Annotated in this window: 13 protein-coding genes; 2 read left to right on the top strand and 11 right to left on the bottom strand. The window is 46.8% G+C overall.

The features are described from left to right. Positions 1–800 precede the first annotated feature (800 nt). The 4 genes from B153_RS0124840 to B153_RS0124820 all read right to left on the bottom strand — a co-directional run bounded on the left by B153_RS0124840 (position 801) and on the right by B153_RS0124820 (position 7,693). Complete coding sequence (locus B153_RS0124840; protein ID WP_157634837.1) at positions 801–1,631, bottom strand: hypothetical protein; 831 nt, start codon at positions 1,629–1,631, stop codon at positions 801–803. A gap of 336 nt (positions 1,632–1,967) precedes the next feature. Continuing rightward, positions 1,968–2,693, bottom strand: coding sequence for a LytR/AlgR family response regulator transcription factor (locus B153_RS0124835; protein WP_020599453.1), 726 nt, complete (start codon positions 2,691–2,693; stop codon positions 1,968–1,970). Positions 2,694–3,037: 344 nt separating this feature from the next. After that, positions 3,038–6,280 (bottom strand): SdrD B-like domain-containing protein, encoded by a 3,243-nt coding sequence (locus B153_RS35835; RefSeq protein ID WP_245564940.1) that lies wholly within the window; start codon positions 6,278–6,280, stop codon positions 3,038–3,040. A gap of 717 nt (positions 6,281–6,997) precedes the next feature. After that, positions 6,998–7,693, bottom strand: a complete 696-nt coding sequence (locus B153_RS0124820; protein WP_020599450.1) for a LytR/AlgR family response regulator transcription factor — start codon at positions 7,691–7,693, stop codon at positions 6,998–7,000. Between the two features lie 297 nt (positions 7,694–7,990). Between B153_RS0124820 and B153_RS0124815 the strand changes: the two genes are divergently transcribed. Further along, positions 7,991–8,272 (top strand): hypothetical protein, encoded by a 282-nt coding sequence (locus B153_RS0124815; RefSeq protein ID WP_020599449.1) that lies wholly within the window; start codon positions 7,991–7,993, stop codon positions 8,270–8,272. An 11-nt stretch (positions 8,273–8,283) separates the two neighbouring features. Here B153_RS0124815 and B153_RS0124810 read toward each other — a convergent pair whose 3' ends face one another. Next, positions 8,284–10,188, bottom strand: a complete 1,905-nt coding sequence (locus B153_RS0124810; RefSeq protein WP_020599448.1) for a sensor histidine kinase — start codon at positions 10,186–10,188, stop codon at positions 8,284–8,286. Between the two features lie 147 nt (positions 10,189–10,335). Next, entirely contained in the window at positions 10,336–10,518 is a 183-nt protein-coding gene (locus B153_RS38365) for a hypothetical protein (protein WP_040762028.1), read from the bottom strand. 602 nt (positions 10,519–11,120) lie between these two features. Between B153_RS38365 and B153_RS35825 the strand changes: the two genes are divergently transcribed. Continuing rightward, entirely contained in the window at positions 11,121–11,690 is a 570-nt protein-coding gene (locus B153_RS35825; protein WP_020599446.1) for an RNA polymerase sigma factor, read from the top strand. A gap of 213 nt (positions 11,691–11,903) precedes the next feature. Here the strand turns inward: B153_RS35825 and B153_RS0124795 are convergent, their stop codons facing one another. The 5 genes from B153_RS0124795 to B153_RS0124775 form a co-directional block, all read right to left on the bottom strand. Next, positions 11,904–15,215, bottom strand: coding sequence for a glycosyl hydrolase (locus B153_RS0124795; RefSeq protein WP_020599445.1), 3,312 nt, complete (start codon positions 15,213–15,215; stop codon positions 11,904–11,906). Between the two features lie 54 nt (positions 15,216–15,269). After that, positions 15,270–17,276, bottom strand: coding sequence for a glycoside hydrolase family 3 protein (locus B153_RS0124790; RefSeq protein WP_020599444.1), 2,007 nt, complete (start codon positions 17,274–17,276; stop codon positions 15,270–15,272). Between the two features lie 52 nt (positions 17,277–17,328). Beyond that, positions 17,329–18,228: an alpha/beta hydrolase gene (locus tag B153_RS0124785; protein WP_020599443.1), complete on the bottom strand. Its 900-nt coding sequence runs from the start codon at positions 18,226–18,228 to the stop codon at positions 17,329–17,331. Between the two features lie 243 nt (positions 18,229–18,471). Further along, positions 18,472–19,389, bottom strand: a complete 918-nt coding sequence (locus B153_RS0124780) for a helix-turn-helix domain-containing protein (RefSeq protein WP_020599442.1) — start codon at positions 19,387–19,389, stop codon at positions 18,472–18,474. 188 nt (positions 19,390–19,577) lie between these two features. Beyond that, positions 19,578–20,315: an SDR family oxidoreductase gene (locus tag B153_RS0124775; protein ID WP_020599441.1), complete on the bottom strand. Its 738-nt coding sequence runs from the start codon at positions 20,313–20,315 to the stop codon at positions 19,578–19,580. Positions 20,316–20,522: the final 207 nt, after the last annotated feature.

The raw sequence follows: 20,522 nt of genomic DNA, 5'->3' as shown, positions 1-20,522 counted from the left end.
TACAACTAACGGTATAGCATAAACGTCATGTTTTAACTGAGTCCTTTAATGAACCCGTTAAAAATGGATATAGCCTAATTAATTGGCTGATTTTGGTTGGCAAACGCCTGGTATCGGGCGATCTGCCCGGTCTGGCTCTTGCCAATCGTTCAGAATAGGACAGCAAAGGTTTTGGTAAACCGGGCCGTTTCGGAATTGGATCGGTTAGCCCGACCATAGATCGGCTTTCTTTAGCAAGTGTAACTAGCCATCTGACCAGCGAAACCGAATCATATCGATTTGCCGACACATTTGGTAATGCATATTTACCCGTTAGCAGCAAACCTGGCAACCCTTGAATCAGTAGTAAGTAGAGTTCTTTTGACATAGTTGGCAAAGCTGTTTTGCTAGTGCAGTCAGGCCTGACGTACAAAGACCTGACATATCCTGAATAGCAAAAACTGAGGCACATTGGCTCATTGGACAGGCTCAATCCAGCTCCTTGCTGGTTATTGACATTTTCATACTGATTACTGCCCGTTGAAGTATAGCTAACTGCTCAATACGCCTTAATCTTAAAAGCTAAAATGCGGTTGCCTGTTTCGGCCAGGAAAGCATCGTAACAGAGTCCCCATTAAAGGCCGTTAATTACTCTTAAGTAGGCATCGAACGTATATTTATTGCGATTTTCGCCCTATGTATTCCACAACAGCGGACAAGTAAAAACGACACGTTGGCAAAAAATTTGATTGCTTCCCGTCCTCCACAATTACTGGTCAGCCATGTTCTACGCTATGTCTTTGGATGCCCCCTATATGGGCTTACGGCATTAAACTGGAAACGGTTGGCGTGTTCACGACTCCCCGTTTAATGCGGTCGACAATTGGGTCTTTTTTAAGCAGCAGGTTGAATTTTGACCACATAGCCAGGGTATTCTGGTTCAAAATGGCGTCGCTTACATCGGTCCATGAAAATGGACTATTATCCAGACGAATAAGTATTTTTCGGTTTCTCCCTTTTACAAGCTGTAGCTCCAGCCTATAGTGTTCGTATAAAATTTCTTTCAGATGATTTTCGGAGCTAGCCAGATGAACATCCAGTGCATCGAACAGAGCCTTCCGGGCATAGTGGAGATACTGCGAGAAGGTCTCTACAGGCTGATTGTTTGTCTGTAGTGACAGATAAATAGGTTTGGTTAACCAGATAGCAATCCTAAGAGCCATCATCTGATTGATTCCCCATTTCGCTTCATTATCAAATCGCTTGAGCAAAAATGGAACATCGTGTAACAGATGTAAATTCATACCAGACGGTGTAGGTGGGGCAAAGACCACACTCGCTATTGCTGTCTCTTTCCAACAATACAGGCAGTATCGAATAATGGAGTACCAATGGGTTTCTTTCATTCCAAGCGTTGGTGAAACCAGTATATCGAGGTGCTCCATGATATTATCCTGACCATTCCCAACCGTACATAACTCTTCGTAGATCTCCCTGTAGTTCATGCCTGTAAGATTCTGCCGAAAAAACACACGCATATGGTCAGTCTCTTTAGGATTCAATCCGGTTGTACGAATAATCATACTCCGTAACGACATGTACATAGCGTCTCCCCGATTCAACCGGGAGGATATATTTACTAGATTTGTCATCTTTAGTCGGGTAAAAAAGTAACACAGATAGACCCTCTTCCTACGCGTGGACAAGGGTTCTCCCTCTCCTCCTTTTCGGGGAGTTCATACAGTTCTCTAAAACCTTCTGTATAGGGGTTGCCACCATTCAATTAAAATGGCGACTGATCGCTTTTCGCATGAGCGTAGGCTATAGCTATAGCTACTGGCTGTAGAACGTACAGTCAGTAGCTATACTCGATACCAATAACCTGATTTGGCAGGCTGAAGCTAGTGAGGAAGAAATAGTAGAATACAGCTCTTTGCCACTAGTAGCAAGAGCCATGAAATAACTGATTCACTGACAGGTATTGTAGACTATTCATCAGCATATTTACTATCGGTAACCTCCAGCAGATTTAACAAGCCTTCCAACTTCTGTCGATAGGAAACCCCAATCGGTATTTTGGTTGTACCGATGCTCAAGGCCGACCGATCGAAACTGGTTATTTTGCTGATATTGATGATAAAGGACTTATGGACCCGCATAAAAAAGTGTGCGGGTAATAATTTAGCCAGTGAGGCCACACGCTCGTTTACGATTTGATAACCATCAGACATGTGGACTTTTGAATAAATCCCATACGATTCAATGTAATCAATAGCCTGGTAGTTGAACCGCTGGATTTTACGACCTGTTTTTAGAAAGATAGAGTCCAGGTTGGCAAAGCTATTCGACGCAAATTGCTGCCTGAACGTTCGGCTCATCGCTCTTAATAGTCGCTCAAACGTAAACGGCTTTAACAGAAAATCGGCAGGCGTACCAATGTTGTAACATTCCAGCGCATCTTCAGGTCGTTTGCTGGTTACGATGACCGAAGGCAGGTTGATACCGCATTTGAGCAACGTCAATCCGTCGTCGTCGCCCAGGTTCGCATCCAGAAAGATCAGGTCAATACTTTCCTTGGCTAAAACCTCAACAGCCTCTTCAAGGGTATGACAGACTCTGGTACATTCCAACAATGGAAACTTTTGCAGTTTGTCTTTTAGGTCAGCAATGTCTGTCTCTACGACATCAATGATAATGTACTTTCTTGCTTTCATGTTACGGAGATTTTATGAATGAGAAGTCCAGTTCATCACCAGTAAGGCAGCTACCTTATCATGTTTATAATGGTCTGGAATTGATTAAAATAAGGGTTACTTAATTCACTTAAATTGACAAAAAATCGTTAATAAACGCATCACTAGAAATAGTATGCCAAATAACCAACTTCCCCATTTAAAGCTACACTAAAAGGTGACAAACAGCATACTAAGTACACATTCAGCATTAATATTTTCATTATTACATATAAGGTCATTGGAAAGCCCAATATGGTTACTATTTCCGTGTACGCCCCTACTTAACCAGCAGATTCTGGACCGCCATTTGAATCCTTACTCAATCATCGCCTGATAACTTTGACTTTCATGGGTAAACAACGAACCGGCTTACAGGGCTGCGTATTGAATGGGGTGAATTCGACGGTCTGGGTACGTTGACATCCATTTGCCCCAGTTGCGGTAACCCTATAACTACCAGGTATTGTGACGAGAGGGCTAGCCTCCGTACTGGTAAATCCGCCAGGCCCAGTCCACTGTAAGGAAGCTCCTCCAGCTTCAGCGGCAAGCCGGGCCTGACAATTCACACAGGTCTGGGCAGCTCCCAGGGCTGTTAACCCGGGAGGGATCGTATCGGCCACCACCGTAATGGTCGTGGTCACATAGCTACGGAAACACGCTGCATCGTTACCCGTCAATGTATAGGCTCCGGCAACAGACACGATGGGGTTCTGGCTGGTACTGGTAAATCCATTAGGGCCAATCCAGGTGTACTCAATAGGTTGTGCCGAAACCCCATCTCCGTATATAGCTCCGCCCCGTAATTGTACACTCGTTTCCGTACAGGTTAGCCGAGAGGCCGACGCTGTAACCGATATGGATGGCGTTATTGAAATGACCGTTACATCCGACTGACGGCAGGCAGGGTTGTCGGGCATGGGATAGACAAGGGCATACACATAGAGCCAGGAAGTTGCAGAGCTTGTATTGATGGTAGGAATACCGGGATTATAGACAACAGCCCGCCCTGTCGATGGGTCTGGTTTAACCGTCCCTAAATCGATGCCCGCATTGGCATACATAGCCGTACCCGACTGCGGACTGCTGAACAAAACAAATCGTATGGAATCGGCCTGACTTAGATAAGCCCCGCTGCTGGCAATTGAATCAATAGCCACCCCCGAACAAAGCTCTATACTATCTAATTCATTGGTTAGTTCAGGGCAGGTATGAATGGACAAATCGTAGGTAAAGTCGTTTTGACCAGCATCTAAAGTGGTAAGCGTAATCGTAGCCGTGTTGCCATCGAGAGTAGCATCCGAATCCCGTATGTCCGAATCAGGATAGTTTGTCTGGTCCTTTGGGGAGAGAAAATATTGGCGCGGTAAGCGGGGGGCAGCCTGACGAGCCCCTCGGGCCGCCATCCGCCCACCAGCCGGTGCCCGTGGCCGACTACCATCCAGGGAAATATCCCAAAACGGTAGCTGAGTCATATCCATCCGAATCTGATAGGCATGGTTGAACAACACACCCCCCGAAACATTCTCATTCGTAAAGTAAAACTGCCCTCCATCATGGGTAGTCTGCGAAGCCACCTGCTCTCCGCCTTTTTCCATATCGTGCAACGTCAGCGCAATGCCATCGATACCGGGCTCGTAGGGGTCCTGAATACCATTCCGATTATCATCGAACCAAAGACGATTCCCGATCGATACCGGAGCCGGGTCGCAGAGCACTTTATTATCGCCCAGCCCCGACGCTTTCCCAAACGAACCAGGGCTAACCGTGTATAGAACAAACTCCCGGTTGGTAGTTCCGGTTCTGGTATTAAACACTTTCAAACCACCCGACAAATAAACATTTGCCATAGGATCATAGGCCGATGTAATGATTTCCCGGCGGCCGGGGACGAGCGACAGAGCCCCATTCGTTACTTCCGAATGGGCAATGTTGTTTATAAAAAACCAGTCGTCTTTCCCAAAAAATTCACCGCCCCCTGGGCCTTCCTGATTGCCAACGCCTGTTCCGGACAGGGAGCCCGCCCGGCCATTCTGCTCTAATTCAAACTGGCCATTCTGATTCGTAGCCTTCAGCAGGTCACCGCCTGTAAAGCCATTGTATTGCCCTTTTCCGGCCGGATCATGATTCGCCATGCCAGATAGTTGTCCGAAACGATCCGTGAACCCAATCAGCATACTCCCATCATCATCGAACTCAAGATCGCTTAGTATTGGTTGCGGATACATCACAAAATAAGGCTCATTGCCAACACCACAGGGCGTTGGCCAGGCGTCTGTCCAGGGCAACCAGTGATCGTACTGAATACAGGTTCCGGTCAGATCAGTCGAGCCGCGATGGAAATTGAGTGGAAACGATAACACCTCGTTGAATACGACATTGGTGGCTGTTGGATCAACCTGATAAATAGTCGCTTTTAAATCGTTGGTCTCCTGCGATGTTTCGGCCGAGCAAACTACCCCTACGTACAGTTTTCCATGGTACATTTTGAGCGCCCACGGCCGAAAATCTCCGAATGAGCAGCCAGGATCGGGAATATTCCAGGATTGCAGAGCGGTGGCCGAAGTGGGAACAGCAGCCGGAGAGCCAATCGCTACACTGTATAACTTACGATCTTTCAGGTTGATAAAATACAGTGTTTTATCATCTTCCGATACATCCATGCCCCCAAAGCTCATACGCCCAACGGCTGTCATAGCGGCCGGGTCTGTACTGGCCTGAGTTTTATCGCCAAACAGATTGGCCAATGGGTCGTTGTGCGGGTCTTCACCGACATCAACTCCTATTGATCCTACAGACATAAACGGGGTCGTCTTTCCTGAAGCTATATCGGTGATGTATAGGCCCCCTGGCCCTGCTGGGCCAAAACTCGTATGTCGTTTAACAACGGCAGCACTAAAAATCTTTTTTGTCCGACGCTGATAGGCCAATGCCCAAATAGCCCCCACATCGCCCGCATCGGCCAGATCGACGGGCGGAAAATTGGTAGGGCTGGCAATACCGGCTGCTTCATAGGGAAATTTGACCAAGGCAGGCGATTTCGCTGGTTGTTTATCGGCAGGTACAGGATTTCCGTCACTATCGGTGGTCGATTGCGTATTGCCATTCACATAACAGGGTGTAACGAGCTGAAGATCGGTACGCTGGCAATAGTCGGCGGGATAGTTTATACCTAAATTGGCCTGATCATAAGGAGCCGTTATAAATTGTACGCTGGTTTTACTGGCAACACCATACGGTCCGTTATAATCGCCCGTCAGGAGGTTAGTGAATTCGAGCCGGATTCGTTTTCCGGCTGGTATGCTTGTCTCGCTAAATGCAAAGGTTCCGTCAGCCGCCGTGGTTGTAGAAATGGGTAGCGTATTTTGCTCCACAAAAGCCAATACCCTCACACCTTCTACGCCTACTTCAACGGGTAAGGTATCCGACCGAATTCCATTGGAGTCAAAGTCCCGAAAAACGACACCTTTCACCTGCCCAATGGCAGTTTTTCCGCTGCATAACACTAAAAAGATAGCGATCAATACAGGGCAAACCAACCTGACTGTCAGTGCATAGATTTGTCTCACGAAGCAAAACGTTAATAGTAGCAAATGAATCCTAACCTCCTCTGCCGTCATCGACCTACAGCCTTATAGTATTGGAATAGAATCTATAGGAGAACAAGGCAAAAAGAATTGACAATACCATTCCACGAGTCATCAGACTCTGAGAGAACTGCAGGAGACAACAGGTCTGCTTTTGTAAATCACTTAAAAAGCAGAAGCGTCGATCTGCACTGCTGTGATGTCGCTCTGTTCACGAATAGCTCTAATCCTACTAACTGAGCGAGTAGGAAATTCAACGCTCTTCCCAGCCGGTGGTTTATAGCCTGGCTTAAACCTACCCTACTGATAATCTGTCCATTGAATACGATGACACTACAGATAAGCGCATAAAGGCTGGCCAAACCTCATCAGCTTACGAATGCAAAAGAGACAACAATAATGCCTTAGTCAACCAAAATATGAGTATAGGTGATGATCAGCTTTTTTTGTACACGAAATGCATATATCTCGCTTTTTTCAAAAAAAAGATCGCTATAAGTAGGCGCACTCCGGTAGCAGAGCTGTACGGCAACTTTATAAAAACAAGAAACTGGCAGAGGAAATGTATTCAAACGATCCTGTCATTTTCAATCGTAGCACCCTAACTAAGCGAAAGTCCTGAGTCCCCTACGAAACAAGTAAGGAACTCAGGACCTCAAATCAGATAGCCAGAAACGGCAGCGAGGAATGGGCCTGTTTTCAATAATTACCCCGCATGGCTTCAAATAATACTTTTCGGTATTTACGGCCAATGGGAATAGACTGGCGATTTATATAAACTTCGGCTTCCCCAATACGCTCTACATACTTAACATTTATGATATAGCTTTTATGAATCTGAATAAAAGAAACCGTTAAATCGTCACCGACTTTACGTAATGATCGTTTCAGCACGTATTTCTGGTCAATCGTATTGATTATTGAATAATTTCCTTCTGCCTTGACCCAATAAATTCCTTCCAGGGATACATCGATTCGATGTTTGTGCTTACCAATAACACTAATACTGTCGGAAGGCATGTCTGTACTGGCACGAACTTTAGACAGCAGTACTTCTATAGTTGCCTGTAAAGCAAATCGCTCAAACGGTTTCATTAAAAAGCCAATATTAGGCATTGCAAGCGCTTTTTTTAAGAACCCCTCCTGCGAATACCCTGTCTGGTAAATAACGGGTAACTGCCTATAGTTTTTCGTAAGGATAGTAAATACAATCCCGTCAGGCATAACGATATCGGCAATAACCAGATCAGGTAGCTGGGTACTCAATAGCTGTTGGGCTTCGGCCAGATTACTAGCCAGCATTATTGTCCCAATATTGAGTTGCTCCAGCATCATTTGGAGTTTAAGCTGCCAGATCAAATCATCCTCGATAACCAGAATTTTCAATTTATTCATGTACGTATGGGTAGTCATTGCATTCCTTAGACCAGAATAAAATAAAAAGTAATCATATACACTGTTGAAAATTTAACCTACTTATCAGATAAATACTTAAAATACAAGACATAGTACTATTTTACAGAATGGCAGCGTCCAGGGCTTGAGCAAAATGGCAGTTTGTGTACTTTTCATGCACTTTACGTACGTTGGTCAGTACGTCATACCGCTACATCTTCTAGTAATTGATATTCTTGTATTCTCTCGTCAATTTACACAGCCTCCTGGTTTTTTAGGTCCTATCTGGTATTCATTATGAAGAATGAGATCGTATTGCTTGATGTTACATGCCTCACACCCCAAAAACAATTAATTAAAGCTTTTTGCACCGATTCGAATTTTGAAACCTCTTTGGAAACGCTTTCTCAATTGGTCCGTATGGGCTGGACACTCATCAGCGTTGACTACTCCTGCATCGGCAGAGATTCTGCTTTACCATTGCCTATAGAGGCCATTGACGGGAGTTCGCTAAAAGAGCCCATGAAAAAACTGGAACAAGAGTGGATGCTGCTGCTAAAAAAGAAAAGGATATGGTAACACGAAACACTCTATCCAGTAAACGTCAGTTCAACCTCTGTGCCTTCGCCTGGTGTACTCCGAAGATCCACCGTAATGTGATTGCTCTTGCTAAATCGACCAACCAGCACCATTCCAAGACCTCGTGATAAAGCAGACGACGACAATCCGGTTAGTATATTCTTAAGGGCAGCGATTTTCTCAAAGCTCATCCCCCGTCCCGTATCTTTAACCACTACTTTGACAGGATCAGCCCCATTTCCTCCAAAAGCTTTAAGTATGATTTTGCCTCCTGTCTGCAGGCTTTTCAGGGCGTTGTCGACCAGATTTCTCAAAATTAACTCACAAGCATTCGCATCCATATATACCGTTAGATGCTCCGGACATTCGGTTAGTATTTGTACCTGCTGATGCTGGGCTACTGATTGATACAGCTCAGCGACACCACGAATTTTCTCACTTAGCTGCACATTTTCTGGATTATGGGGAATCTCCTCCCGCTGAGTCAAAGCCCAGCTCAATAGATTATCCAATAAGAGCAACGTATGCCTTCCCATATCGTCAATCGATTGAGAAATCTTCTGTAACTCAGCATATCGCTTTTTATTCAGATAATAACTGGCCAAAGCGGCTAATTCCTTAAAACTGGTAAACGGCCGTCGCAAGTCGTGGGCAATTACCCCGAAAAAATAATCTCTGGACTGATTGATCTGAGAAATTTCGGCTAAAGCCTCTTTAAGCTTTTTATTTGTCAGTCGTTGGCGATAGATCAAAAAGCCAGTAATAAAAAGCCCCAGCGTGGCCAACAAATCAAATCCAATATAGAGCCGGTTCTGCATTTCCGCCAGTTTCTTTTCCTGCATTAATAATTTGTTCTGGGCCTCTTTCTTTTCTAGCTCATAAGCCACTACCGTTTCCTGAAGCTTTGTTTTAACATTTTCGGCATCGAATGCTTCGCCATAGGTATAGATACTATCGGCCCATGTAGCTGCTTCCTTATAGTGTTTCAACCCTACCAGCGATGCATGGATGCCTGCGCTGGTTAGCCACCGATACCGCACCGATGGCCCGTCTGGCCGATACGTTGCTTCCCAGGCCACACGGTATGCATCTAACGCTTTATCGTAGTTCTGTTGCATTTCATAGTAGAAACCGAGGTTGTAGAGATGAGCGATAGGCACTTTTCGTCCATGTTGTTTGATAAGATGAATGATAGCCAGTGTAGATTTCTGTGCGTCTTTCAATCGCCCATTGCTCCAGTAAAGCAAGGTTAATATATTCAACAACTGCGTTTTATAATGAATATACTGCGGATATTGATCGATCAAGGCCAGTGCTTTCCGTAACTGAGGTACGATCTGCTTTCCGGACTTATTCAGCGATTTCAAACCCACAATGCGCCCCAGGGCATACGTATAGAGAATTTGCAGTTCTGGGTTGGAAGAATGTCGGCTTAAAGCCATGGCTTGTTCCAGATACTTGTGCCCAAAGTGGGGTTTATCGGAGGAATTTTGCTCGTCTCGCTCCAGTATGATGATCCCCATATTTGATAAAGCCGATACCATACCCGTAGAATCGTTGTGGGCTTTATAATAGGTGTAGGCGGCTTTAGCATAGGTAAAGGCCTGTCCTGAATTAGTCTTAAGTCGTTGTCGCCAAGAATTAAAATACCAGTAATGTCCCTGAGCCTCTGGGTATTTTGACAATACTTGTTTTATCTGGTCAAGGTAAGTCGTATCAATTCTCATCTCCCACGAAAGAAGGCTTTTTTCCAGACAAAGCAGCGTAGCAAGACGACCTTTGTCCCGTTGAGTGAATAACCGATTTTGCAGACTATCAATATTCGAACTAACCTGAATCTGCCCGAACGAAGGTACTTGGGCCATAAGAATAGCTCGGTTTAAAGCAAACACGATGAGCAAAATGTTCCATTTCATAAGTTACAGTTGGGTTAGCTGATAATCAGTATGCTTACTAGTTGATTGCTATGGATCAATTCGTATGTCTTGTCTGGGCGCTTACAGCTATGAGAACTTGGAATCGGACGCAGGAACAGTAGAGGCTTATAAAGCCATGTCCGAAGCTTACCGGATTTTCTGGGCTTCGCGGTGCTGGGTTATCCATTGTTTTTTACGATCCGGCTTATTCACAGGATAGGTATCAGCAAACCGTACTGGTTTAGCATGAAGGCTGCTCATCGACAGCATACAGTACAGGCAAAAAGTCAGCCTGCTGGTTTTTAAGAGGAAAGTTACGGTAAGGTTCATAATGCAAATGACCTGATTATTAAAGGCTTAATGCACCTACAATATACTTATCTTCCCAATAAGACCATGAAGTAAAACCCATCCATTTTCTCATTGGCACTGTTGATTAGAGCAATTTTTATAGAGACGGATATTGGGGCAGTAGGTCATTGCAACCGTACTAAAAAACATGAAAAAGTCCGTTCATGTACAAAAAAAGTCATTCGTGTACCAAAAAAATCACTAAACGTAAATATGTATCCTCGTGGCCTAATTTTGGATTAAAGATATTAACCTTTAGTACCTTATTGCTTACTAACCGATGGCGCTTAAGGGAAGAAGATAACTTGATGCCCTCTTTTTTACTAGTATAATCTTAATGATCAACAACTACTCTCCGAAGTAGGTAATATACTGAATGTAAGGACGCTATATACCCAACAGAGTAATGAGAAGTAAACGCATATCTCGGTTCCATTGCCCCAACTAGGACTATACCCATCCGATTCGGATAGCGGGATTTTAAGCCTCCCTTCCATCTTACCTAACTAACCATAAATAACTCCTTTTCACCCATACTTTACCCTTGAGTGACTGTCTGTTTACAATCTTTCCGTAACATAATGATGAAATCTAAGCAATTAGCCTCCCTTCTTGTTCGATCACAAGGCTCCGGTAACCCACTATTAGGTTCGTTTGATGACATCTACCTGCAGTACATAGAAAAGGTGTACCAGAAATGCCTGACTATGACCAACAATCCAATTACCGCTCAGGATTATACGCAGGACATCTTTATTAAAGTATTTTTAAAATTGGATAGCTTTAAGCGACGTTCAGATATATATACCTGGCTTTATTCCATTACCCATAATTACTGCGTAGACCAACTGCGTATCGAGAAACGAAAACGGCATCACCTGTTTTCACTCGACACAGCGATGGATTTTAGCGAAAATGAAAGCAATACACTGGATGAAAAGCTAACCATCTTAGACCAATTGATGAGTAATCTGCCTGAATCTGACCAACAGATGCTGCGCCTACATTACCAACAGGGTGTTCGGCTTGAGGCCATTGCCCGCCAAATGAACTTGAAGTTGAGTGCCGTAAAAATGCGTCTGTTGCGAAATCGCAGAAACATTTATAAGAAATACCAACAGATCATTTGTGATATGGATTGCACTGACTAATGCATTTCCCGTACCACCTAACCGTACTTAACTCCTATTAGGGAATACGATTAAAATAAACTGGGTACTACAAGTCGCCTGCTTCTAGCAAAGTCGACTTGTAGTACCCAGTTCAATGTACCAGGCCTTATTATTGAGCCAGCTTAAACTTTATCCTTAGCCCCCCTTTCTGTTCTACGTTACTTCGACCGTATATATAGTAAGGTGCCCCGTTTACTTCACCGACATTATCCGGACACTACCCAGCAAGCCTGATGGAAGTAACGGAGAGTTTGCCCGGTAAAAAGGCATCGTGGTAAACGTAATTTTGCTGGTCACGCCAGGTTGTGCATCGCCAATTAATCGATTCACCCACAGATTAGTAACCTTTATCTGGATGGTATTATTTCCCGGCTTTACGGCCTCAGTTATGTCTACCCGGAATGGCTTCTTCCAAACGATACCCGTATTTTTTCCGTTGATGATCACTTCGGCAATATTCTTCACATCGCCCAGGTCGATCATATAGCGCTCACCTTTCGATAATGCGGGTAGCTTAACGGTGTTCTCATATTCGGCAGTGCCCGAGAAATACTTAATCCCCGGATCGGCCTGCTCAGTCCAGGAAGTCAGACTGGCAAAGGTTGCCTGTTCGGGAGCCCCCCTACCGGCCTGAAAACGTACGGTCCATGGGTTGGTAAGCTGTGCCACGTCAGTGATCTTAACAGCAGGCTTGGTATAGGTCGTTGTTGTGGCTTTATCCCGGAATACGACGAAGTAGGCGCCCCAAGATTCGAACGTAAGCGGAATGGTCGTTCGGCCGTCTTTTATCTGGTACGAAACTTTCTCCGTTTTTCCCGTTTGTGGATACCAAAGTTCAGGAATTTTGCCCGTAACACGGAAACTGATGGTGGCCTCATTCGGAGCGTCGCTACGGCTATCGAGCCAGTATAGGTCTGTACTTCCAGTCTGGCGATGCACATACAGAATCGGTGATTTCGCTCCGGTAATGTCCACATCCTTTTGGATACCCAACCCATTCAGTACGTCATTCAACGGCTTGGTGGATACGTTCGGATGGTTCCAGATCTGATTGACCAGGCTCCCGAATTCCGTCGGATTATCACTAAGGCTTGGCGACCGCTCTGGCCTGGCTCCTACCACTTTCATACCCGCTTTGACCAGTTTACCTAACTTTTTCAGCACCGGCAAGGTCATAGTTCTGGCCGATGCATCGAGTGCCAGAATCCGGTACTGCTGCCCTCCCGTTGTGACCATGTTCCCTTCCTGAACCTGTAATGCTTCCTTTATAACGGTCGAATTGGCGAAGTCGAACGCATACCCCGACGGAATAGCGGGCAATTTATCGGCAAATGCCTGAGTGATATTGTAGTTCTCGCCATAATAATACAACACGTCGACAACGGGTTTTCCCTGTTGCAGCATATAACAGCTACGACTCAGATAATCAGTCCAGGCTTTGGCCTGCTCTGCCCAGGTTTCCTGGCGGGTAAAATACTGCCCGAAGGGACCAAGTGAAAAGCCTGGTTTTTTGTCGTCGAGTGGCTGGTGAACAGACGTATGAATCACAAACCGATTCAGGCCCGACGCCATTTCAAGATCCGCCGTGCGTTTCAATTTTTCCGGGTGCCAGCTAAAGGCATCTCTGGCCGATGTCATCGATTCGGCCGCTACAAACGGTTTCCCGTAAATATGCGCTACCGAAGCGGCTTCGCGAATATCGGCTTCGCTACGTACTTCCTCATCGTTTCCGCCAGCCAGACTTCCAGGGGTCCACATCGCCGACATAGGGATATCCGCCTTCCGTTTCACATCCATGCCATCGGCCAGGTAGATACGGCCGTTTTCGTGCGATTCGGTGTATCGTTTCATCCCCCGTTTGTTCAACTCTTCCCCAATAACCTCGTAATGACTCTCCACAATGAGTTCGCCAATGGTTTTGCGGAAATCCCACAGGAATTTTTCGCTGGCTTCAGCACTCTGCACCACCCTACCCGTCAATACAGGCAGCCAGGGTGTAAGGCTGTAACCTCGCCGTTTCTGAAACTCGGCGGGCATTTCTTTCGTCCAGGTCATATGCCCAGCCTCATAGCTGTCCAGCACCATATATTGTAGTCCCTGATTGCCCATTTGTCCACCCGTGGCATCCTTATACATATCCAGATACGTATTGATGTATTTTCTGACGGCTTCCTTATCCAGCTTATCGACTTCAAGGCCGGTAGCTTCGGGAGAGGCCGGATGATTTTCCCGACCGGTAAGGGAATAGCCCAATCGCATCACCACCCAGTCCGAATTGGACGCTGTTCCGGCTGGGGGTGTCCAGTTCAGAGTGCCATCGGCCGACATTTTGTCGCTGAGGTCGATCACATCTGAGGTTGGGATAGCATCGTCATCGTTTTTCACGAGCGAATGGGTACTTTCTTTCCAGGCCGCAAACCCAGCTTTTTGCTCAAACAGATCGACCCGGCTCGTATTGTGCAACACCAGTTCGGCTACGGGAACACCCTGAGGTTTACCCGTAGCCGAACTACCGCCAAACAGTTCGCCAAAGGGATTCCCTGGCGGCTTCTCCGTTTTGAATGTAAACCGGAAGACTTTAGCCGTAGTGGGCAAAATTCCCATCGTACTCTGGGGAACGGTGCTTCCCCGAATAATTACCACATCGCGGAAGTTAACCCCGTCGTCACTGACTTTCAGGCTCCGGCTGTCGGGCATTCCCCTGAACTCCGCCAGTTCACCAACTGCGGGTGCCCCCACAATGGTAAACGCTTTGAAAGTCTGCGGGGTATCAAATTCAAACTGGATCCACATATCCTCACCGACTTCCTTTGGCGGTAGTAACGTCGTTTTGGCTAAATCACCATCCGTAAGTTCGGCCAGGGTAAACGTCCCACCGCTCGAGGTAATTTTGGGGTTTAACGCGGCCAGTAATTTCTCCACGTTCGGTAACCGATAGGCAATCACTGCGGCATCGGCATAATAATGCGGTACGGCTTTCGGCGCTCCTCCCATCAGGCTGGACGACGCCAGCGGCACATTCTGAAATTTCCCCGCTATGTCGGATGGTTGTGGTAATTTACCCGAAAAAGCTTTTCCGCCTTCCAGCCGCGTTTCGGTCCAGACGTACTTTTTCATGCCATCTTTAGGTTCTACCCAGGGGCCTCCCGTTACGCTCCATCCAGGCGACCCGGCAATGGCCATTTCGAGTTGAAGTCGTTTGGCTGTTTCGGTGGTATGGCGGAATGCATCTTTCCACTCGGGCGTCATAAACACCAGTTTTTTGGGAACAACCACTGGTGTAAACAAACTGGCATCGAAGTTCTGAAACCCTCCGATACCTGATCGCTTCATCCATTCCAGATCTTTGGTGATGCCTTCTTTGGTGATGTTCCCATTCATCCAGTGCCACCAGACCCGGGGCTTTGCGGCATCCGGCGGGGTTTGAAAACCTTGTTGCAGAGGGGTTTGCCCCATGCTATATAGCACGGTCATGGAAAGTAATGAAGCCAGTTTGTATTTCATAAATCAGCGATAAAAGGGAAAGGAACCAAGCATTACACACTCTGAATCAGACGGTTAATAGCTTAAGCCGTGCCCAAATCGGAACCGGGCGTAGTCGCTGCCTTCCTGAAAACCCGGAACGTCAGACTTATTTTCGACAACAGCCTTTTCAGAAGCCGGAATCGTAAACGGCAATTTGCCCGTTGGCTTGTAAGCGCCCCGGACAATGTCCAGCAGCGCATCGGGTGTAGTTCCGAAGGTAGCCAGCATCGTTTTAGTGGCCGATGCATCCAGTTCGTCGAGGACCCACGGACTCGAAAAATTGATAGCCAGTATGGTCGGTTTGCTTTTCAATAACTCATTGACGTGGTTCACATCAACATGGTTTTTCGACAAACGTAGCTCAATGGGTTTTCCGGCCGCCGTAAACAAACTTCCGCCCGTAGGAATCAACCAGAGCAGCACCACATCGGCTTCATCTTTCGAGGACACAAATTCAAGGTTATGAGTTGCTGCGGTCGGCTTATGGATGTGAATTGCGTTGCCTCCCCGACCATTGTCATAGTAGGTTTCAAAATAGACCTTTGTTCTGGCCGATACGGGCAACTGCTTTGCGTCGTTTTGTAGCAGCACAATCGACTTACGATGCGCCAGATCTGCCTTTTTCTGCAGGGCTTCGCTACCAACCAGTTGAGCCGCTTTGTCGATCTCCACGTACGGGTTTTCAAACAATCCCAGCAAAAACTTTTCGCGTAATAATCGGCTGACCGATTCATTGATCCGCGCTTCGGAAACCAGGCCTTTTCTGACCGTTTCGAGTAGTTCGGTTGGATCGGCCGTTCCCGAAAAAATATCAACACCGGCATCCAGGGCTTTTTGGTATCGCTGCTGTAACGTCAAGCTTTCTACCCCCCAGGGCATCATATCAATGGGCCCGGTATCGGAATTGACGATGCCTTTGAAGCCCAGTTTCTTCCGCAGCAACTCCTGTATGATCGCCTTGTTGTACGAGAACCCTACCGCTTCGAACTCCTTCCCTTTAGGGGCTGAATAATAAGGCATTATGGCCGACGTACCAGCATCGATAGCGGCTTTGAACGGCTTTACATGGTACGCGAACATACCGCCGGGATAATGCGCAAACTTGCCCCAGTCGAAATGCGAATCCTGCCCATCTACCTGCGGTCCGCCACCCGGAAAATGCTTGGTTGTCATAGCTACCGACGAGGGATTCAGGGAGGTTCCCTGAAAGCCCAGCACGATTTCCCGGATCATGCTGGCGGCCAGATCAGCATCTTCACCAAATGTACCTTCGATGCGTTGCCAGCGAGGTTCCGTAGCCAGATCGGCCATGTACATATAGCCTTTTCGCAAACCGACCGATGCCCATTCCTGGGCAGCAATCTGGGCGAATTCGCGGGTAAGTTTCAGATCACGCATGGCGGCAAGACCAAGCTCGCCCGGCCACTTCGAGAAAGCGGTTGTTCCGACGCTCAACCCAATAGAGGCATCGATCGTTACGTGATTTCTGGGATTTGACGCCACAATAGCCGGGATACCCAGACGGGTTCCTTCGCACAGGGTCTGTAAGTTGTTCGCCCATTCGGCTATGGTACGGGCCGACGGATTGGCCCGAAGGATGAAATGGCGAAGGTGAAACTGGGTTACCCCTTTCGTGGTTCCAGCCGCCGACAACATGGGCACCGGCAAGGGCTTACGGGTAAACATATTGTTGGGCTGCACCAGATCTTCTTCATTGAAGCCACTGCTGATTTCGGCCTTTGGTGCATTCTGCTGAAAGGAGAGGTCGCCCGCCATACGCGTAGTACTGATGAGCATGAACCCAATTTTCTCTTCCAGCGTCATCTGCGACAGCAGATCATTGACCCGTTTCTCTACGGGCAATCGCCAATCTTCGTACGGATCAAGCTTCCCATTTTTATTGAGGTCTTTAAACTGCAACGCGTTCTTATTCAGCAATGCCACACTACGCTTCCCCAGCATAGGCTGTTTGGGTGTCTGGGCAAACGAACTGGCTGTAAGAAGGAGTCCGATACTAATACGGAGGGCTAAATATTTCATGGAGTTAGGGGTAATTTGGCAGCTAAAAATGAATCGTATAGGGTAGGTCTATTCAATGTCGTATTGCAGGCGTTTTCATAAATCCCTGAAAGTTGAGCCAATCGCCAAAACGTTCATACCACGTATCGACCGGGAGATTCTGCTTCCGCATGCCAAAGCCGTGACCACCTTTTTCGTAGATGTGTAACTCAGCAGGCTGCCCTGCCTCAACCCATTTTTTATAGATGCTGAGGCTCATAGGCATCATTTTCAACTGATCATCTCCAGCCACCACTATAAAAATGGGCGTTTTGGCGGTCGGGATTGTTGAGCCAATTACAGCCGGTTCGTAGGCATAAATAGGCGCAACAAAGTTGGGGCGATTCTGGTCGGTAGCGCTATACACGACCGACATCGTTAGTGTACCACCCGCCGAAAAGCCCATAAAACCGATCTTCTGCGGATCGATGTTCAGGCTTTTCGCATGCTCACGCACGTATTGTACAGCAGTAAGGCCATCGGCCATCGCCAGTGGTACTACGGGCGCGTTTTCTTCGTCCAGTTTTTTGAAATCCTGCATTTTGGGCATAAGCTCTCTGACAGGATCATCGGTCAAACTATGGACAACGCGGTATTTCAGCACAAAAGCCGCTATACCTTTACTGTTGAGCCACTTAGCCACATCAACCCCTTCGCTGTTGATGCTCAGCGTATGGAACGCTCCTCCCGGCGCCACGATTATGGCGGTCCCGTTGGCCGCTTCTTTGGGTGGCAAATACGCCGTTAGTGTAGGTTCCGACACGTTATACACCACCTCCGTTCTGAACTGGTTATTCGTGCTTGTCTGTTCATGCCACGTCCAGCTTTCAGAACCTTTCGGCTTACCTTCGTAAAGTTTAAAAACCTGCTGGGCCTTTATAGAGCCTATGCCCACCACCAGGCAGATACAAGCCAGAACAGCGTAACGGATCATAGTCGCTAAATGATTAACGGAAACAGGGCTTTGGCCACCGACCAAAGCCCCAATCAGGTATGCTCAGTAAAATTCTATCTACAGCACTCATCAAATACGTCGGTTTACGCAGATGAGATCACACAAAGCTAATAGAATGATAGCCGGAAAAATTAGCACAATACGAGGCAAACTATGCAAAATCCGGCAATTATGGATACCGATTATGCAGTAGCAGTTAAAACCAACGGGGCTAGAGGTCGTTTATATCGCTCCCTGACGACGGTATTCTTTAGGGGTTAAACCCGTTTTAGCCTTAAAAAAGCGGGCGAAGTCGCTGGGATTGGTTTCGGCAAATTTGAATGCTATTTCACTGACTGACAGAGCCGTTTGCTTCAACAGAACTTTCGCTTCCAGTATAATCCGATCCGACAGTAGTTCCTGGGCTGTTTTGCCCAGAGTCGATTTCACGCATTTATTTAGATGATCCGGCGTTATTGCCATCATGGAAGCGTATTCTGTGACTTTGTGATGACTATAGATAGAACGGGATAACAGGTCTTTGTACTTCTCCGTAAGGCGCAGGGCGGAGTGTTGCGAAGTTAGGACCGATGCGGTTTTTACAATGCTTAGTTCGGTGAAGAGCGTGACTAAATAAGCGCTCAAAATAGCCGGATTGGGCGACGGGTTCGACTCATATTCGCTAAGAAGCCGATTCAGAATGTTCAGAATCGGTTCACGCATGGCGTCATTTATCGTAACCAGTGGATGAGCCGAAAACTGCCAGAACGGAAAATTGTCATAAAAGGGCGTATTCGGAAAGAGGTTGTTGAGTATGTCGGCATTGAAGTGACAAAAAAAGCCCTTTGCATCTGCACTCATGTATTCGTGAGCTGAGATTTGTAGGGCAGGCAAAAAAAAGAACGTATTTCGACCAAACTCAAATCGATGTAGGTCTTTGCTGCGGGCCGTTGTTCCTTCAGCCAGAAAAATAAAATCATAGACCGTTTTACGATGTGGCGCCAGTGGAAACCGGATTTTCGCAAACACATCCTCAATGCGGTTAATATGAAATTGCCACTGAAAATCAGGCAAATCCAATACCCCTTCTGCTCCAAAATGATGCAAACTCAATTCTTTCGGAGAAAGGGGCAATAAATTCCGATAAGGATGTTCAGCCATAGTGCACACAGGTTAATGGCTTTTTCTGAACCTGACAATCCCTGAAGCCATTTCTTCTGGCGTACTGCTTTACTAACCTGCAGGCACCTAAAAAGGAAACCGAATGCCAGCAAACAGTACGTCAGAAAGATAAAGATTTCCCATCACACTTTTCTGGCCCAACTGGGAATAAGTCCCTGCCGATTCCCTTACCACGGACTTATTCCTGTATCGGGGGCGTTGTCGTCACTAAAAAACTGTCCAGTTAGCCCATCGGGTGGCAGTGTAGCGGCTTTTACCAGTCGGGCGGCTGCATCAGGAACGGTACCCGATCCCCTGTGGTGATTAAAATCGGTAGCGGTATAACCCGGATCAACGGCATTGACCTTGAACGGCGTATCGCGAAGTTCATAAGCCAATACAATCGTGTAGGCATTCAGAGCCGCTTTGGAAGCCGTGTAACAAGCCCCTTTTACGTGATAGTACTTCCAGGTAGGGTCATTATGCAGCGTCAGCGACCCCAGACCCGATGTGACGTTGACAATTCTCGGATCCGGAGATGCTTTCAGCAGATCGATAAAGGCCTGTGTAGTGCTGATAACGCCAAACACGTTGGTTTCATACACCTGCCTGAACACACGGATGTCGGTGTCGAGGGCAGATTGAGGAAAACCGCCACTAATACCAGCATTGTTAATGAGCACATCCAGGACACTAATTTTCTGCCCCAGTGCCTCACGGGCGCTCTTTATGGATGCAGGATTATCGACATCAATGGTGATGGGCTCGACACGATCAAACCCTTCCGACTTTAATTGATCGACTGCCCGCTGTCCTTTTTGAGGGTCGCGGCTGCCCAGGTAAACATAGTAGCCTTTTTGTAATAACTGCCGGGCTGTTTCGAAACCGATGCTTTTATTCGCTCCGGTAATCAATACTGTTTTCATTTTTCATCTGTTTGTGATGGGGCAAAACTACGCAACCCACCACAGGCAGTTGAAACACATTCTTCGGTATTATGGGTACATTTCACGGGTGATTGCCCGATGCTGGGCCGGAGTAACGTCCGTTTTCCGATTGGTGAAGCATCGGAATGGCAGAAAATAACAAATAGTGTCCTCAGCCCGGCAACCAAGCGATACTATTCCAGGTAC

The sequence above is a fragment of the Spirosoma panaciterrae DSM 21099 genome (genome assembly GCF_000374025.1).
Classification (GTDB): Bacteria; Bacteroidota; Bacteroidia; order Cytophagales; family Spirosomataceae; genus Spirosoma; species Spirosoma panaciterrae.
The sequence above is the reverse complement of the archived record's forward strand: the minus strand, read 5'-3'. Positions and strand labels throughout refer to the sequence as shown.

Excerpts from the sequence above, each read along its gene's own strand:
- B153_RS0124840 (WP_157634837.1), bottom strand. The coding sequence starts at position 1,631 with ATGACAAATCTAGTAAATATATCCTCCCGGTTGAATCGGGGAGACGCT.
- B153_RS0124795 (WP_020599445.1), bottom strand. The coding sequence starts at position 15,215 with ATGAAATACAAACTGGCTTCATTACTTTCCATGACCGTGCTATATAGC.
- B153_RS0124790 (WP_020599444.1), bottom strand. The coding sequence starts at position 17,276 with ATGAAATATTTAGCCCTCCGTATTAGTATCGGACTCCTTCTTACAGCC.
- B153_RS0124775 (WP_020599441.1), bottom strand. The coding sequence starts at position 20,315 with ATGAAAACAGTATTGATTACCGGAGCGAATAAAAGCATCGGTTTCGAA.
- B153_RS0124835 (WP_020599453.1), bottom strand. The coding sequence starts at position 2,693 with ATGAAAGCAAGAAAGTACATTATCATTGATGTCGTAGAGACAGACATT.
- B153_RS0124810 (WP_020599448.1), bottom strand. The coding sequence starts at position 10,188 with ATGAAATGGAACATTTTGCTCATCGTGTTTGCTTTAAACCGAGCTATT.
- B153_RS0124820 (WP_020599450.1), bottom strand. The coding sequence starts at position 7,693 with ATGAATAAATTGAAAATTCTGGTTATCGAGGATGATTTGATCTGGCAG.
- B153_RS0124785 (WP_020599443.1), bottom strand. The coding sequence starts at position 18,228 with ATGATCCGTTACGCTGTTCTGGCTTGTATCTGCCTGGTGGTGGGCATA.
- B153_RS35825 (WP_020599446.1), top strand. The coding sequence starts at position 11,121 with ATGATGAAATCTAAGCAATTAGCCTCCCTTCTTGTTCGATCACAAGGC.
- B153_RS0124780 (WP_020599442.1), bottom strand. The coding sequence starts at position 19,389 with ATGGCTGAACATCCTTATCGGAATTTATTGCCCCTTTCTCCGAAAGAA.
- B153_RS38365 (WP_040762028.1), bottom strand. The coding sequence starts at position 10,518 with ATGAACCTTACCGTAACTTTCCTCTTAAAAACCAGCAGGCTGACTTTT.
- B153_RS0124815 (WP_020599449.1), top strand. The coding sequence starts at position 7,991 with ATGAAGAATGAGATCGTATTGCTTGATGTTACATGCCTCACACCCCAA.